The sequence below is a fragment of the Nocardia sp. genome, assembly GCF_025465275.1.
Taxonomy (GTDB): Bacteria; Actinomycetota; Actinomycetes; order Mycobacteriales; family Mycobacteriaceae; genus Nocardia.
On record NZ_JAODNK010000007.1, the window covers coordinates 13,616 to 28,926 of the forward strand.

Here is a 15,311-nt window from a genome sequence, read left to right on the forward strand (position 1 = left end):
CTTCCGGCGGGTGGACGCCGGTATGTGACGTACCAATTCGGCGCGGGGTATTGACCGTCACAGGCTAGCGACCTATCGTCGGTGTCACATAATCGAACAATAGCGTCGAATATTCGACAACGCAAGCCTTGGACGGACACCAACCGGACAGGCACGTTGACGGAAGACGCGGCGAGTGAGTGAAGCGAATGCGCGCGGGATACGAGTTGTCGCACCTGGACGCCCTGGAGGCGGAATCGGTGCACATTATTCGAGAGGTTGCCGCCACCTTCGAACGGCCGGTGCTGCTGTTCTCCGGCGGTAAGGACTCGGCGGTCATGCTGGAACTGGCGCGGCGAGCCTTCTGGCCCGCACCGCTGCCCTTTCCGCTGATGCACATCGATACGGGCCGCAATTTCGACGAGGTCATCGACTTCCGGGATCGCACGGCCGAGCGGCTGGGAGCGCAGCTGCTGGTGGGCCGGGTGCAGGACGATATCGACGCCGGCCGGGTCACCGAGGTCGCGGGCGAGACCCGCAATCGGCTGCAGACCGCCACACTGCTGCGCAGTATCCGCGAGGAGCGGTTCGACGCGGTCTTCGGCGGGGCCCGGCGTGATGAGGAGAAGGCGCGAGCCAAGGAGCGGGTGTTCAGCTTCCGCGACGAGTTCGGCGCGTGGGATCCGCGGGCGCAGCGGCCCGAGGTGTGGAGCCTCTACAACGGCGCCCACCGCAAGGGTGAGCATATTCGCGTCTTCCCGCTCTCGAACTGGACCGAGCTCGATATCTGGGAGTACATCGATCGCGCCGAGGTGGCGCTGCCGTCGCTGTACTACGCACACCGCCGCCAGGTGATCGAGCGCGACGGAATGCTGCTGGCCGACAATAAGTTCCTGACCGCGCAGCCCGGTGAGAAGGTTTTCGAAACCACCGTGCGCTTCCGCACCCTGGGCGATGCCGACTGCACCGGATGCGTCGAATCCGACGCGGCCAATGCCACCGAGGTGATCGCCGAAACCGCGGTCACCCGGCTCACCGAGCGCGGCGCCACCCGCGCCGACGACCGAATCTCCGACTCCGGCATGGAAGATCGCAAGCGAGAGGGCTACTTCTGATGCGCCGCAACCTTTTACGACTGGCCACCGCGGGCAGTGTCGACGACGGCAAATCAACCCTCATCGGGCGCTTGCTGTTCGACTCCAAATCGCTGTTCACCGATCAGCTCGACGCCCTCGAACGGGTCAGCCTGGCGCGCGGTAGCGGTCAGCCGGATCTGGCGCTGGTCACCGACGGGCTGCGGGCCGAGCGGGAGCAGGGCATCACCATCGATGTCGCGTACCGCTACTTCACCACCCCGCGTAGGAAATTCATCATCGCGGACACTCCGGGGCATGTGCAGTACACCCGGAACATGGTCACCGGTGCGTCCACCGCGGATCTGGCGCTCATTCTGGTGGATGCCCGCAAAGGTGTTTCCGAGCAGACGCGGCGGCACGCCTTCCTGTCCTCGCTGCTGGGTGTCGGCCACCTGGTGCTGTGCGTGAACAAGATGGATCTGGTCGACTGGTCCGAGCAGCGCTTCGAGGAAATCCGTTCGGAATTCGCGGATTTCGCGACCAAGCTCGATGTCGGCGACCTCAGTTTCCTTCCGCTCTCGGCGCTGCACGGCGACAATGTGGTCGACATGTCCGAGCACACACCGTGGTACCCGGGGCCGACACTGCTGCGGCATCTCGAAGAGGTGCACATCGCCTCCGACCGCAATCTCATCGATACGAGACTGCCTGTGCAGTACGTGATTCGCCCGCACGGCGAGAGCCAGCGCAGTTATGCGGGCACCATCGCGGGCGGCATCTTCAAGCCTGGCGATGAGGTGGTGGCGCTGCCTTCGGGCCGCACCAGTCACGTGACGGAGATCTGGGGACCGGGCGGCAGCAAGATCGACGAAGCCTTCGCCGGTATGGCGGTCTCGCTCACCCTCGACGACGAAATCGATATCGGCCGTGGGGATATGCTCGCCCGGCCCGGCAATCAGCCGCATCAGGATCGTGAAATCGACGCCATGGTGTGCTGGTTCTCCGATGCCGCGCAGCTGCGGGCCGGGAACGATTACAGCATTCGCACCGCCACCCAGAACTCGAAGGTGCGGGTCACCGAGCTGGACTACCGGCTCGATGTGAACACTCTGCATCGACAGACGGAGGCGGATGAGCTGGCGCTCAATGACATCGGGCGCGTCACCCTGCATACCCGGCAGCCGATCATGTTCGACCCGTACCGGGACAATCGCGCCACCGGCAGTTTCATTCTGGTCGACGAGACCACGAATCAGACTGTGGCAGCGGGCATGATCACCGCGCGGACCCCCGGCCTCACCGAGGCGACCAGTGATCGTGGCCATCGCGCCACGGGCCGGCGGCCGCGTGCGAATGTGGTGTGGCACAACTCCGCGGTCGAGCGCACCCAGCGTCTCAGCGAAGGCGCGACAATCTGGCTGACCGGGCTCTCCGGATCCGGAAAGTCGTCCATCGCAGTGGAATTGGAGCGGCAGCTGATCGCCTCCGGGCGACCCGCCTATCTGCTCGACGGCGATAATCTGCGGCACGGGCTCACCAGCAATCTCGGGTTCACCGATGAGGACCGCCGCGAGAACATCCGCCGCGTCTCCGAAACCGCCGCATTGTTCGCGGATGCGGGCACCATCGCCATCGTCTCGCTCATCAGTCCGTTCCGCGAGCAGCGGCGGGATGCGCGAAAGCTGCACGCCGGCAAGCATTTGCCGTTCCACGAGATCTTCGTGGACACCCCGCTCGAGGAGTGCGAGCTGCGCGATCCCAAGGGCCTCTACAAGCGTGCCCGCTCGGGGGAGCTGCCCGAATTCACCGGCATCTCCTCGCCCTATGAGCGGCCCGAGTATGCCGAACTGGTCATAACGCCCGATCAGGGCACCCCGACCGACGTTGCTCTCCGCATCCGTACCGAACTCGGCTTTATCTCTTAGAAAGAAGTGCTGACGCCTGATGGAACCCACTAACGACCAGGCCGAACTACCGCTGACCGAGCCTTTCCTGGCTGCGGTCGCGGAGGCCGAGAAGCTCATCGCAGCAGCGGAATTCATCCGTGACGAGCACGATCTCGCCGAGGGCTACGACTATCTGCAGGGCAGTATTGCCGCGGTACTGCAGCTTTCGCGGGCACACGGCAAATCGCACCCGTACTTCGTGACCTCCACCGGGCCGTATACCAAGATGGGCCTGGATAATCCGGACACGCTGTACTACCACGCCACCGTCGAGTCGGACGGCGAATACCTGCTCACCGGTGTGCGTGGCAATACAGCCGACCTGAGTTTTCAGGTGCTCAAGGGTGATTACACCGCCACCGATGTGCCCAATGGTGACGATGCCTTCGACGACCGGCGGCTCGAGATCGCCGAGGACGGCAGCTATCAGCTACGGTTCGGGCCGCCCAAGGAGAATCCGGGGCCGAACTACTTCGTGCTCGGCGAGGGCGCGTCCATGCTCGCGGTGCGAGAGGTCTACAGCGACTGGGCGAATGAGCGCAAGGGCAGCATTCGGATCGAGCGCGTCGATACCATCGGCACCGCGCCCGCCGAAGCCGATGTGACGGCATTGCGCAAGCGGTATCGCGCGGCGGGCCGCATGCTGCTGACCCGGGTGAACACCTGGTTCAACTTCCCCAAGTGGTTCTACCTGAACCTGCCGGTCAATACCTTGACCGAACCCCGGCTCACGCCAGGTGGTTTGAGCACGCAGTACTCCTCGGTGGGGCACTACGAGCTCGAGGACGATCAGGCGCTCATCATCACCGTGCCGAAATCCGATGCGCCGTACCAGGGTTTCCAGCTCGGCAGCCGCTGGTACATCTCGCTGGACTACTCCAACCACCAGACCAGCCTCAATCATGCTCAGGCGCAGGTCGATCCGGACGGCTTGATCCGGATGGTGGTCTCCGCGCGCAATCCCGGGGTCGCCAACTGGATCGAGACCACGGGCCGTCGGCTCGGCATTCTGCAGTTCCGCTGGCAGCGGGTCTCGGGGCCGATCACTCCGGAGCAGGGCCCCACCATCGAACTGGTGCCCTTCGACAAGGTGGCCGAACAACTGCCGCACTTCGCGCACAATCAGATCGACGAGGCGGGCTGGCGTGATCGAATCGCCACTCGTCAGCGGGCTTTCGCAGAGAGGATGCTGGGATGAGCCGACTGAAGACAGGACTGCTCGACGACAAGGTCGTCGTGATGAGCGGCGTCGGACCGGGCCTCGGCCGGTCCATCTGCCTGGAGGCCGCTGCGGCCGGCGCGAAGGTGGTCCTCGCGGCGCGCACCGAATCCAAGCTGAAGGAAGTCGCGGCCGAGATCGAGGCCGAGGGCGGTGAGGCGCTCTGCGTGCCGACCGATATCACCGATGACGAGCAGGTGCAGAACCTGCTCGCCCGCAGTGTGGACACCTTCGGCAAGGTTGATGTGCTGGTGAACAACGCCTTCTCGGTGCCGTCCATGAAGCCGTTGGCGCGCACCGACTTCCAGCAGATTCGCGACAGCATCGAACTCACGGTGCTCGGCGGGCTGCGGATGACGCAGGCGTTCACCGAGGTCCTCACCGAGACCAAGGGCAATGTCGTCATGATCAATTCGGCGGTGCTGCGGCACTCCGAGCCCCGCTACGGCAGCTACAAGGTCGCCAAATCGGCGCTGCTGGCCATGTCGCAGACGCTGGCGACCGAGCTGGGGGAGAAGGGTATTCGCGTCAATACCGTTGCCCCCGGCTACATTTGGACCGAACAGCTGAAGTGGTACTTCGGCGAGATCGCCAAGAAGTACGGGATCACGCAGGAACAGGTGTACCAGCAGACCGCCTCCAAGTCCGATCTCAAGCGGCTGCCGCTGCCCGATGAGATCGCCCAGGCCGTCGTCTTCCTTGCCTCGCCGTGGGCCAATGCCATTACCGGCCAGACCCTCGATGTCAACTGCGGCGAGTACCACGTCTGAATACGAACGACCGGGAGTCCCTGCGCGACAGGGGCTCCCGGCTCCAGAAGGAGTTCTACCTATGAGCGCACGCACCTCCGTCGGCACCGTCGAGGATCTGCACGCCTCGGCCACCCGGGTCTGCGGCCTCGAAGATTTCGGCTCGGACGACTACCTGGAGGGCCTGAGCGTCCTGTTGGAGTCGTACCAGCGCGATGCCGGGCTCACCGAGCTCGGCTCCAAGATGAGCCGCTACTTCCTGCGCGGGGCACTCGTCGCCCGGGCACTGAGCGAGGCCTCCTGGAAGGCCAATCCCGGTTATGCCGAAACCCCGGTCGCCAGGCCGATTTTCGTGACCGGGCTGCCGCGCACCGGCACCACCGCACTGCATCGGCTGCTGGCCGCCGATCCGGGGCATCAGGCGCTGGAGATGTGGCTGGCGGACTTCCCGCAGCCGCGGCCGCCGCGCGACACCTGGGCCGACAATCCCATCTACCAGCGCATCGACGCCGGATTCGCGCAGCATCGCATCGAGAATCCGGAATTCATGGGCGTGCACTACATGAGCGCCGCCGATGTGGAGGAGTGCTGGCAGCTGCTGCGGCAGACGGGCAAATCCATCGCCTACGAGTCGCTGGCCTATCTGCCGACCTATTCGCAGTGGCTGCGCAAGCAGGACTGGACCGACTCCTACACGCGGCACAAGAAGAACCTGCAGCTCATCGGGCTCGGTGACAGCCGGCGCTGGGTGCTCAAGAATCCGAGCCATCTGTTCGCGCTGGACGCGCTCATGGCCGTGTACCCGGATGCGCTCATCATCCAGACCCATCGTGATCCGGTGACGATTGTCGGCTCGTCGTGCAGCCTCTCCGATCAGGCGGCGGCGGGCTGGTCCACCACCTTCGTCGGCGACAAGATCGGTGAGACGCAGCTGGAGCTGTGGTCGCGCGGGCTGCGCGAGTTCACCGCCGCGCGGGCGCGCTACAACCCGAAGCAGTTCATCGATATCGAATTCGACGAGCTGCGGGCCGATCCGATGGGGACCGTGGAGAAGATCTACACCTCCTTCGGGCTGGAGTTCTCCGATCCGGCGCGCGCCTCGATGGATTCGCTCGACGAGGAGAGCAAGAGCGGTGACCGCAAGCCGGTGCACCGCTACTCGCTGGCCGATTACGGGCTGACCGAAGACCAGGTCAGGGCCGCATTCGAAGCCTGACGGATCGCCGGAGTCCTTCCAGATATGGTTAGCATCACCTAAACGGTCTATGGTTAGCGTCGCCTAACTGCGGAACCACGTGGTGTGGACTGGAAGGACGAGGGAAATGAACGGACGCTGGGACGGCTCTGCGCACACGCGCACCCGTCACGCCGCACCGATGCGCAAGAACCTGATGCGCATCACCGCAGTCGGTGCGGCGCTGCTGCTCGCTGCCGCTTGCTCGAAGTCGGAGCCGGACGCGACAGATGTGAAGTCGCTGGACGGCAACCACTACACACAGATCAATCTGGCTGCCAACAAGGACTCCTACAAGGCGCAGTTCACCTACCCGGACATGGTGAATGCCTGGGGCATTGCCGATCGGCCCAAGGGCGCGGGCGGCCACTTCTGGGTCGGCGCGGGCGGCAAGTCCTTCCAGTTCGTCGGTGACGTCACCAAGTCGCCGGATGCCAAGTACCAGAAGATGTTCCAGGATCCGCTGAAGGTCGTCACGATTCCGGGCGCGGATGCCGTGGTCGGCGATGACGACGACAGTGAGGGCAAGACCACCGGCGTCATCTTCAATCCGGCGCCCATCACCTCCGATATCTTCGCCGTGCACGATCAACCGGTCAGTTACGACGGCAAGGACGAAAAGCTCACCGGCTCGGCGCGATTCATCTTCGCCACCGACTCCGGCAAGATCTCCGGCTGGACCGAACAGGGCGCCACGCCCGGCGCGGTCGTGCGGCACGACGGCCCGGCCGTACTCGAATTCGACGGCACCGCACAGGGAATGAGCTTCAAGGGCATTTCCCTGAGCCCCGACGGCACCAAGCTGATCGCCGCCGACTTCGGCTCCGACCCGCAGGTTCGCACCTTCGACAAGGACTGGAAGCTGGTGTCCACCACCGGTTTCGCCAATCCCTTCGCCACCGGTGACGCCGTCGACGCGGCCGACGCGAGCAAGGGCAAGAAGGTCAAGATCGGCGATCCCGCGCCGTTCAATGTCGCCACCATCGGCAACCGCATCTTCGTCACCTACGCCATCACGCAGGCCGACGAGAAGGATGCCACCAAGATCTACAAGGGCGAAGAGAACAAGCTCGACAAGGATCAGGAAGCCTCTGCCAAGGGCAAGCCCGAAAAGGGCAAGGTTGCCGAGTTCGACGCGAGCGGCAAGCTCGTCCGCACCCTCGACGACGGCGGCCGCTTCAACGCCCCCTGGGGCGTCACCCTCGCGCCCCAGGGCTTCGGCCCCCTCTCCGGCAAGCTGCTGGTAGGCAACTTCGGCGGCGCCGGCCACCTGCTCGCCTTCGACGATTCCACGGGCAAGTTCCAGGACTACGCCCGTGATGCCGACGGCAAGCCCATCGCCATCGACGGCCTCTGGGGCCTGCTCTTCGGCAATGGTGAAAGCCTCGGCGACACCGACGCGCTGTACTTCACCGCTGGGCCGAAGGACGAGACCGACGGCTTGTTCGGCACGCTCCGCTTGAAGTAATCCCCCGTATGACGAAGGCCCCGAGTCGATTCCGGCTCGGGGCCTTCGTGTCAGCCCTGAGTTGCCGCGCACAAGCTGGTCTGCCGCGCACGAAATCGCCGGCGAATCGATGTGCGCCCGGCGAAAACGTGCGCACGACACGGCGGTTCGAGCCGTGCGGGTCAGCGCCAGGCTGGACGCAGAGTGGTCGAATGATCCAGGGCGCGTTCTCCGCCTCTGGTCGCGTTCACGAGTTCGGGGTCGTGGCGTACGTACACGCTGTAGTAGCCGAGGGCGACAGCGCCGAGCCAGCCCACGAGTAGGTTCCCGACTCCGGGGTGGAAGATCGCGAAAGCAAAGAAGGTGACCACGACCGCCGCGACAACCGCGCAGTCGAGAATCTTCCCATTCACCGAATTTCTCCTGTTCCAGCCACGGCAAAGTGGCCCATAGGTGCTGAGCTGGTGCGCCACAAGCGCTTTCATCGCATACCGGCGGCATCGGACGAGCACTGCTCGCGGGCCGGGCTGTCATTCACAGCAATATGACAGTAAGGCCATCCGATGGTCCAAGTAAAGCGATTCATCATGCGATGGGATGACTTATTTTTCCGAATGGGCCTATTCCGTATGACTTTCGTATTGAAGGCGCCGAAATGCGAAAAGGAAACGTAAATCCGAGTAATCGATACCCGAAAATGCCGAACCACGGTCGGGTTTGGGTCTGAGGGTTATCTGGCTGAGTCGGTATGCCAGAATTCGCCGGTGGGCAGTCACCTGATCGACGTCGCGGTGGGTAGCGATGTCGGTAAACACTATTCGGCGAACTTCGATGTCACCTATCTGCGGGAGCGGCCGCTGCTGGCGGTGCTGGCCGACGGTATGGGAGATGGTGCGGGTAGTGCGGCCGCGGGGCGGAACGCGGTGGATATCTTTGTCGACTGTGTGGTGCGTGCGCCGGAAGTCGGGCCGGAGGTGCTGCGTGCTGCCGTGGCGGCGGCTCAGGACCGGGTGATTCGGATCGGACACGAATTGCGGATTCTGGCCGGGTGCACGCTGACTGCCATAGTCGCTGCGCCGCAGGGCTTTTGGCTGGTGCAGATCGGTGACTCTCGGGTATACCGGTTACGGGGCGGGTTGCTCGAGCTGTTGACGACCGACCATACAATGGCGTGGCTGGGGGCCGTGCACGGCTGGTATCCGTTCGACTCGGCGGAGGCCGGGGCGGCGCGGTATCAATTGACCCGGTACGTCGGGCATGGGGGCGCACCGGAACCGGATGTGCTCAGCGTGACGATGAGACCGGGCGACCGATACCTGATGTGCACCGACGGCGTATCCGATCAGATCGGCTACAACGAGCTGCGGACTTTCCTCGGTCGCGATACCAAGCCACAGTCCGTGGTCGGCGAGCTGCTGGCTGCCTGCCATAGGGCGGGTGGAAGCGACAACGCCAGCGTCATCGTGATTCGTGTCGATTGAATTCGGCATCCGGTCGGGTCAGAAGTGGTGGGGGCCGAAGCGGCCCCAGGCTACGAAGGCGGCCAGGGCCAGGTAGATGAGGTTCAGGGCGGTGAACTTGGCTTCGCCGTTGCGGAGATGGGTGATTATTGCGCCGACCATCAGCAGGACCCAGCAGGTGGCGGTTATGGGGACCATGACCGGGGCGATGTCGAGGGCGGCGGGGAGGATCAGGCCGGCGGCGGCGAGGAGTTCCAGGACGCCCAGGGATTTGATGAAGGAGGGGCTGGCGGTTTCGGTCCAGCCGCCGCCGGGGGTTGCGGCGAGTTTTTCCTTGGGGACGAAGGCTTTGCTGATTCCGCCTACCAGGGAGACGGTGGCCAGTAGTCCGGTGACGATCCACAGGGTGAGGTTCATGGGGTTGCTCCTTGTACGTGATGGGGTTGTCCATGAGATGCCGGTGGACTGACTGCTGTGACAGCTCGGCGGGGTGACGACCGTCACACGGGGCTGGTGTCACAGAATGTGGGGGATCGGCGTCTTGTGTGGGACGTAGTCGAAATCGAGGACAGGAGCCACTCATGGGCAGCACATTCCGGATGCCGGGAGCGCGGTCATGAGTGAGGACCGGCCGGACCCGGCTACCGAAGCATTTGTCGCGCACCGCAATCTGCTCTTCACCGTGGCCTACGAAATGCTCGGCTCGGCCGCCGACGCCGAGGACGTGCTACAGGAGGCGTGGCTGCGGTGGGCGGGCGTCGATCTCGCCATCGTGCAGGATCAGCGGGCGTATCTGGTGCGGATCACCACCCGGCAGGCGCTCACCCGGCTGCGAACCCTCGGGCGCCGCAGGGAGTCCTACGTCGGTCAGTGGCTGCCCGAACCGCTGCTGACCGCACCCGATGTGGCGGACGATGTCGAACTCGCCGAAAGCGTCTCGATGGCAATGCTTTTGGTGCTGGAGACGCTCGCCCCGACCGAGCGGGCGGTGTTCGTCCTGCGCGAGGTGTTCGATCTGGATTACAACGAGATCGCCGAAGCCGTCGACAAGAGCCCGGCCGCGGTCCGCCAAATCGCCCACCGCGCAAGGGCACATGTCGCCGCACGCCGCCCGCGCGGAGTGGTCTCCCAAGCCGAGACCCGCGGTGTGCTCGATGCGTTCCGGCAGGCGGTCGAAACAGGCGACCTGCAAAGCCTTCTCGACCTCCTCGCACCGGATGTTGTCGCCCTGGGCGACGGCGGCGGCGTCAAACAGGCCCTCCCGAAGCCCGTCGTGGGAGCCGACCGGGTGGCCCGCGTGCTGTCCGCCGGTTGGAGCAGGTTCGCTGCCGAGGCATCCTTCGAGCCGACCCAGGTCAACGGCTACCCGGCCCTGATCCTCCGCCTCAATGGAGAACTCGACACCGTCATGGCCCTCCGCATAGACGACGGCTTGATCACCGGCCTCTACTCCGTCCGCAACCCCGCCAAGCTGTCCCGCATGGAGCAGGAAACCACCCTGCGCCGCTGAGTAATTCGAACTTCAGTCACCTTGGAAGAGCACAAGCGGCCCTGCGCTCATCCAATGCTGAAGCGGCGCGGTGAAACAGTTCCCGTCGAGATGGCTCGGATCGAGAATCGACATCGACACCGAGCGAAAATGGTACTGCCCGAGGCTACCTTCGAGGACGGCCGCCGGACCGACACCGAGATACGTGACGGGCCCATCGAGCGGCAGCATCCCGCCGTCCGCAGTCGGAAGGTGCACGGTGACGTGGCCGTCGCCACGGTCGGTGAGGCAGTCTCCCCCCGCCCTGCCGAGTGCGGGACGAGTGCCGGTGGTGACATCGACATCCCATACCCCGGCCTTGCTCGGATCGAGCAATCGATCACCCAATCGGCCGGTGCAAGTAATCGACATGCCTCGGTCCTGGATGTGTTGCTGCGACGGAACCATGCTGATCCCCGGTGGTAGCGCCGTCTCATTTCCCGCGATGAAGCACGTCGCAGTGCTCACCTCTGCGGCGGCCGCGTGCGTCGGCGCCAGGGTAACTCCGGCGACAGCAAGCAGCGACACGGTGAATACCGTCGAGCGGTACATATTTCCCCTCCCACGTGCAAGAACTCCCGATGGTATGCGCGCTTCCGTTGCCCTGGTGGACAATTGACTAGATGAAGCCGATTGCCGGACGTGAGGCGCGGACCAGCCACCGGGGCAGCGGCATCGCCGCACCGCGCGCCCTGGCTGAAAAAGGCCACGCCGGCCTCGGAATAGGTCACACCGGTCCCTTGGCCGACCGCCGCGAGATGGGTACGGTGCCGAGATGCGATTCAAATCAAGGGGATTCGCAGGGCGCACTCTTCCGCCTCGCCTGGTGACACCACACCGACTGCGGACGGTGATGAATATTGCTCCGCCACTGCTGTTCCTCGGCGTACGGGTGGAGCAATTTGCCGACGACTGGACCTCGGCGCGGGTGAGTTTGCGCGTGCGCCGATGGAACTCCAATCACAATGGCGCAGCGCCGGGTTGGTCACTGTTCGCCATGACCGATCCGTTCTTCGGGATGATGGCCTACGGGCAGCTCGGCAGCGGATACCGGGTGTGGAACACCACCGCTGAGATCGAGTTCCTCGCTCCGGGCCGTGGCAGGGTTCGGTCGACGATGCTGATGCCCCGCGCGCTCGTGAACGACATCCGCCGCGCAACTGCGGATGGAGCCAAATCGATCACCGAGCACGAGGCGGAAATTGTCGACTCGAACGGCGACCTGATTGCCCGCGCTCGGCAGCAGCTGTACGTCCGAAAGGCCGTCCACCGCAACTGAAATGCCTGCCTGGGGGGTCAGCCGAGCTGGGAGAGGGCGGTGAGTAGGGGGAGGATGGTGTGTAGGAAGTCGCCGGGGCAGGTGGTTTCGCCGCAGACCGATTGCCAGTCGCGGTGGCCGGAGACAGCCGGGATTGTGGTGGTCAGGCCGCTGGTGGGGTTGGTGTAGTTCACCTGGGCGAAGGGGTTGAGGGACAGGGCGGAGCAGAGGCGGGTCAGGACGGTGTCGAGGCTGTGCAGGGCGGGTTTGCTGGGGAGGGTGCTGGTGAAGTCGCCGATCAGGCAGATGCCGATATTGCCGGAATTCGCGCCGCGGACGTGGCCGGCGGTGATGATTTCGGCGCCGGGGCGCAGGTCGGAGCCCGGTTTGAAGATGGGGGAGTCGTCGGCGCCGGTGTGGCGGGCGGAGTAGATCACGCCGTTCGGGTCGATCATGAGGTGGTAGCCGACGTCGCCCCAGCCTTGGCCGTCGGGGTCGGGAAGGGCGTGGAAACGGTAGACGCCGGTGACCGCGTCGCGGTAGTCGTCGTACTCCTGGCCGGTGGGTATCTGGGTGTGGTGGACCGTGATCACCTGTGCGGGTGCGTATTCCGGTTCGCCCCAGGTCATGAGGGATTCATCGGCTCCCCAGCCGGAGCGGGTGACCGCTGGGAAACCCCAGGCGTACGAGGTCGATACCGCGCTGCGGAACGGTTGGGCGGTCACCGGTGCGAAAACACTGGGAGCCAAAGCCTTTTCGGAGATGACATCGAGTTTGTCGGCGCCCGCCGGAATGGGGATGATCTCCGATAGCTTGCCGGGGCGATCGTCGCGGCCGTGCGCCGTCCGACGCACCGAGACCGGATCGGTCCACGCACCCGCCACGCGGAATCGCACCGCTGCAGGTTTTCCGGTCTGGTCGGGCTGCCGCACTGCGGTGAAAAGGCCACCGTGACAATCGGTTCCCTCGGCCGGGGCGGCGTCGGCGAAGGTCCGGGCGCCCAGCCATCCTGTCGCGGCCACCGCCGCTGCGCCGGTGAACAGGGTGCGGCGGCGTACCTGATTGTGCTGTGTCACTTCGATCCTCGGCTTTCGTCCTATGAATCCTACGAAAGTCGACGGACCAGTCCGGAACCGGCACCGGCCAGCGAGGTGATCTTGACGAACAAAGGGGAACACGTTCAAACTACCCGTGGGTAACCAGACCTTGGGGTCTGGTTAGAGCGGCCGTCTATGACCAGCGCTTTCATGGTGCCCGCAGTTGAGAGGATTCTCGGAGTTGAGAAGAATACTGGGACGCGTTCCTGTTGCGCTGGCGGTGGCGGCTCTGGCGCTGGCGGTCGGTTCGACGGCAGAGTTCGCGCCGCACGCCAATGCGGCGTCCGATGCGTTCTACGAGTACACCGGCGAGACGCCGCTGTCCTCGTTCGAGCCGGGCGCCATTCTCGATACCAGGACGCTGCCCTACCACGTGAGCGGGTTCGCGACTCCGCTCACCGCGGTGCAGCTGCTGTACCGCACGACCGACGCGCAACACCGGCCGGCCGTCGGAGTCACCTCGATCCTGGTGCCGCCCGGCGGCGACCCCGCCAAAGCGGTTGCGTACCAGTCCTTCTACGACTCGCTCAACCCCGAGGACAGCCCGTCCCGGTCCATTGCCGGTGACGTGAGCTTCGGCGGCCTGGTCAACAGCATGGAAGCCACCCTGATCGCCCCGCTCCTCGCGCAGGGGTTCGCCGTCATCGTCGACGACACCGAAGGCGAGCACGCGGATTTCGCCGCCGGACCCGAATACGGCATGAATACCCTCGACTCGATCCGCGCGGCGACCCACTCGCCGGCGACCGGCCTGAACGCGGACGCCCGGATCGGATTGATCGGATATTCGGGTGGAGCGATCGCCACCAATTGGGCTGCGGCCCTGGCCCCCAGCTACGCGCCGGATGTCGACGCCCGGCTGGTCGGCGCTGCCGAGGGCGGTGTGCTGGTCAACCCGGCCCGCAACCTCTCCTACATCAGCGGCAGTATCGGATGGTCGGGTGTCGCGGCCATGGCGATCATCGGCATCGCGCGCTCCTATGACATCGACTTCACGCCCTATCTGAACAGCTACGGCGCACAGATCATCGACAGACTGTCGAACGCCTCGATCGCCAATGTGCTGTTCCAATACCCCGGATTGACCTGGCAGCAGCTGGCAAAGCCGGAGTACGCCGATCCCAACAGCGTGCCGCCGTTCGTGGAGGCGGTGCGCAAGATCGACCTCGGTCTCGCACCCACGCCGACCACCCCCATGTTCATCGGCCAGGGCGCCAATGGCGAGCTGGAGGGCAGCGACGGCAGCAAACCCGGCATCGGCCACGGTGACGGCGTCATGCTCGCCGGTGACGTCCGCGCCCTCGCCAACCAGTACTGCGCAACCGGCAACCCGGCGATCCAGTACCAGCAGTACGACCTGCTCAGCCATGTCCCCTCCATGGTTCCGTGGACGCCGACGGCGCTCGCCTGGCTCACCGCCCGATTCGCGGGGGAACCGGCACCGACCAGCTGCGGCGCCATCGCGCCGGGAAACTCACTCGCACCGCAACTTTGACGGCAAGACCGATCCCCGATTCGCTGTGGCGCATCGGGGATCGGCATGTGGGCGCCGGATATGGCTGTGCCGCTGTCGATTAGGCGGCCAGAGGGCTGGGAGTCGTTACTCCGCGTTGTGAGCCGGAAAGCGGGCGGTGAGTCCGTCGACGAAGGCGGTCAGGGCCAATTCGAAGCTCTCGGAGTCGATTTCGTCGGCTCGGGCGCGGAGCAGGTGGGCCTGTTCGAGGTGGGGGTAGCGGTCCCGATAGACCTGGACGTCGTCGACGAAGCCTCGGGAGAAGGAGCCAATGGTGGCGCCCATGACGAGGTAGCGGGTGGCGGCGCCGATCATGGTGGCGTCGCGCGGGGGCCAGCCCGCGCCTACCAGGCCACCGTGGACGGCGTCGGCGTGGCGGAGGTTTTCTTCGCGTTTGCCGGGGCCGGCGGCGAGGTAGGGGACGAAATTGGGGTGGGCGACCAACTCGTGGCGGTAGGAGCGCGCCCAGGACATGAGGCCGTGCTGCCAGTCGCCGTGGTCGAAGGCGGAGGTGTCCACGCGGGCCATGATGCCGCCGGCGATGTCGTCGAGCACATCGTCCTTGGTGGGGTAGTGCCCGTAGAGGGACGCGGCTTGGACGCCCAGTTCGGCGGCGAGTTTGCGCATGGACAGCTCGGCGAGGCCGTCGCGGTCGATGAGGGTCAGGGCGGCGTCACGAATGCGCTCCCGGCTCAATAGCGGCACCCTCGGTCTCGCCATTCGACACACCTCCCTGCTGTCGACCCCCGGGGATCACCCCGCTGACCTCGAAGTTATCACTTCATCCTTGAAAAACCGAACACCG

General features: G+C 65.0%; 15 protein-coding genes. 10 read left to right on the top strand and 5 right to left on the bottom strand.

The window, feature by feature from the left end:
* The first annotated feature begins 188 nt into the window (after positions 1-188).
* The 6 genes from cysD to JWN03_RS02345 all read left to right on the top strand — a co-directional run bounded on the left by cysD (position 189) and on the right by JWN03_RS02345 (position 7,671).
* Positions 189-1,094 (top strand): sulfate adenylyltransferase subunit CysD, encoded by a 906-nt coding sequence (gene cysD / locus JWN03_RS02320; protein ID WP_297608945.1) that lies wholly within the window; start codon positions 189-191, stop codon positions 1,092-1,094.
* Positions 1,094-2,980, top strand: coding sequence for an adenylyl-sulfate kinase (gene cysC, locus JWN03_RS02325; RefSeq protein ID WP_297608947.1), 1,887 nt, complete (start codon positions 1,094-1,096; stop codon positions 2,978-2,980). Before cysD ends, cysC begins: the two co-directional genes overlap by 1 nt.
* A 19-nt stretch (positions 2,981-2,999) precedes the next feature.
* Entirely contained in the window at positions 3,000-4,199 is a 1,200-nt protein-coding gene (locus JWN03_RS02330; protein WP_297608950.1) for a hypothetical protein, read from the top strand.
* Positions 4,196-4,990, top strand: a complete 795-nt coding sequence (locus JWN03_RS02335; protein WP_297608952.1) for an SDR family oxidoreductase — start codon at positions 4,196-4,198, stop codon at positions 4,988-4,990. The genes JWN03_RS02330 and JWN03_RS02335 overlap by 4 nt, the downstream gene beginning before the upstream one ends.
* 61 nt (positions 4,991-5,051) lie before the next feature.
* Entirely contained in the window at positions 5,052-6,185 is a 1,134-nt protein-coding gene (locus JWN03_RS02340) for a sulfotransferase family protein (RefSeq protein WP_297608955.1), read from the top strand.
* A 106-nt stretch (positions 6,186-6,291) separates the two neighbouring features.
* The gene (locus JWN03_RS02345; RefSeq protein ID WP_366914358.1) at positions 6,292-7,671 is read left to right on the top strand and encodes a TIGR03118 family protein; all 1,380 of its coding nucleotides are present in this window, start codon (positions 6,292-6,294) and stop codon (positions 7,669-7,671) included.
* 161 nt (positions 7,672-7,832) lie between these two features.
* On the opposite strand, the gene JWN03_RS02350 is transcribed toward JWN03_RS02345, so the two are convergent.
* Complete coding sequence (locus JWN03_RS02350; protein ID WP_297608958.1) at positions 7,833-8,063, bottom strand: hypothetical protein; 231 nt, start codon at positions 8,061-8,063, stop codon at positions 7,833-7,835.
* 351 nt (positions 8,064-8,414) lie between these two features.
* On the opposite strand from JWN03_RS02350, the gene JWN03_RS02355 reads away from it, so the two are divergent.
* Positions 8,415-9,131, top strand: a complete 717-nt coding sequence (locus tag JWN03_RS02355) for a PP2C family protein-serine/threonine phosphatase (RefSeq protein WP_297608961.1) — start codon at positions 8,415-8,417, stop codon at positions 9,129-9,131.
* 18 nt (positions 9,132-9,149) lie between these two features.
* Here JWN03_RS02355 and JWN03_RS02360 read toward each other — a convergent pair whose 3' ends face one another.
* A complete protein-coding gene (locus JWN03_RS02360; RefSeq protein WP_297608963.1) occupies positions 9,150-9,527 on the bottom strand; it encodes a DoxX family protein in 378 nt (125 codons plus the stop codon).
* Positions 9,528-9,726: 199 nt separating this feature from the next.
* On the opposite strand from JWN03_RS02360, the gene JWN03_RS02365 reads away from it, so the two are divergent.
* Positions 9,727-10,620, top strand: coding sequence for an RNA polymerase sigma-70 factor (locus JWN03_RS02365; RefSeq protein WP_297608966.1), 894 nt, complete (start codon positions 9,727-9,729; stop codon positions 10,618-10,620).
* Positions 10,621-10,632: 12 nt separating this feature from the next.
* Here the strand turns inward: JWN03_RS02365 and JWN03_RS02370 are convergent, their stop codons facing one another.
* The gene (locus JWN03_RS02370) at positions 10,633-11,190 is read right to left on the bottom strand and encodes a hypothetical protein (RefSeq protein ID WP_297608969.1); all 558 of its coding nucleotides are present in this window, start codon (positions 11,188-11,190) and stop codon (positions 10,633-10,635) included.
* A gap of 301 nt (positions 11,191-11,491) precedes the next feature.
* Here JWN03_RS02370 and JWN03_RS02375 point away from each other — a divergent pair, with 301 nt between their 5' ends.
* Positions 11,492-11,917, top strand: a complete 426-nt coding sequence (locus tag JWN03_RS02375; RefSeq protein ID WP_297608971.1) for a DUF4442 domain-containing protein — start codon at positions 11,492-11,494, stop codon at positions 11,915-11,917.
* A gap of 17 nt (positions 11,918-11,934) precedes the next feature.
* Here the strand turns inward: JWN03_RS02375 and JWN03_RS02380 are convergent, their stop codons facing one another.
* Entirely contained in the window at positions 11,935-12,972 is a 1,038-nt protein-coding gene (locus JWN03_RS02380) for a peptidoglycan recognition protein family protein (protein ID WP_297608974.1), read from the bottom strand.
* A 202-nt stretch (positions 12,973-13,174) separates the two neighbouring features.
* On the opposite strand from JWN03_RS02380, the gene JWN03_RS02385 reads away from it, so the two are divergent.
* Complete coding sequence (locus JWN03_RS02385) at positions 13,175-14,488, top strand: lipase family protein (protein ID WP_441342924.1); 1,314 nt, start codon at positions 13,175-13,177, stop codon at positions 14,486-14,488.
* Between the two features lie 105 nt (positions 14,489-14,593).
* Here the strand turns inward: JWN03_RS02385 and JWN03_RS02390 are convergent, their stop codons facing one another.
* The gene (locus JWN03_RS02390; RefSeq protein ID WP_297608977.1) at positions 14,594-15,226 is read right to left on the bottom strand and encodes a TetR/AcrR family transcriptional regulator; all 633 of its coding nucleotides are present in this window, start codon (positions 15,224-15,226) and stop codon (positions 14,594-14,596) included.
* Positions 15,227-15,311: the final 85 nt, after the last annotated feature.

What these genes read in the sequence shown, in the direction of transcription:
- JWN03_RS02360 (WP_297608963.1), bottom strand. Translation starts at nt 9,527, where the DNA reads ATGAACCTCACCCTGTGGATCGTCACCGGACTACTGGCCACCGTCTCC.
- JWN03_RS02390 (WP_297608977.1), bottom strand. Translation starts at nt 15,226, where the DNA reads ATGGCGAGACCGAGGGTGCCGCTATTGAGCCGGGAGCGCATTCGTGAC.
- JWN03_RS02370 (WP_297608969.1), bottom strand. Translation starts at nt 11,190, where the DNA reads ATGTACCGCTCGACGGTATTCACCGTGTCGCTGCTTGCTGTCGCCGGA.
- JWN03_RS02340 (WP_297608955.1), top strand. Translation starts at nt 5,052, where the DNA reads ATGAGCGCACGCACCTCCGTCGGCACCGTCGAGGATCTGCACGCCTCG.
- JWN03_RS02330 (WP_297608950.1), top strand. Translation starts at nt 3,000, where the DNA reads ATGGAACCCACTAACGACCAGGCCGAACTACCGCTGACCGAGCCTTTC.
- JWN03_RS02335 (WP_297608952.1), top strand. Translation starts at nt 4,196, where the DNA reads ATGAGCCGACTGAAGACAGGACTGCTCGACGACAAGGTCGTCGTGATG.
- cysC (WP_297608947.1), top strand. Translation starts at nt 1,094, where the DNA reads ATGCGCCGCAACCTTTTACGACTGGCCACCGCGGGCAGTGTCGACGAC.
- cysD (WP_297608945.1), top strand. Translation starts at nt 189, where the DNA reads ATGCGCGCGGGATACGAGTTGTCGCACCTGGACGCCCTGGAGGCGGAA.
- JWN03_RS02345 (WP_366914358.1), top strand. Translation starts at nt 6,292, where the DNA reads ATGAACGGACGCTGGGACGGCTCTGCGCACACGCGCACCCGTCACGCC.
- JWN03_RS02375 (WP_297608971.1), top strand. Translation starts at nt 11,492, where the DNA reads ATGAATATTGCTCCGCCACTGCTGTTCCTCGGCGTACGGGTGGAGCAA.
- JWN03_RS02365 (WP_297608966.1), top strand. Translation starts at nt 9,727, where the DNA reads ATGAGTGAGGACCGGCCGGACCCGGCTACCGAAGCATTTGTCGCGCAC.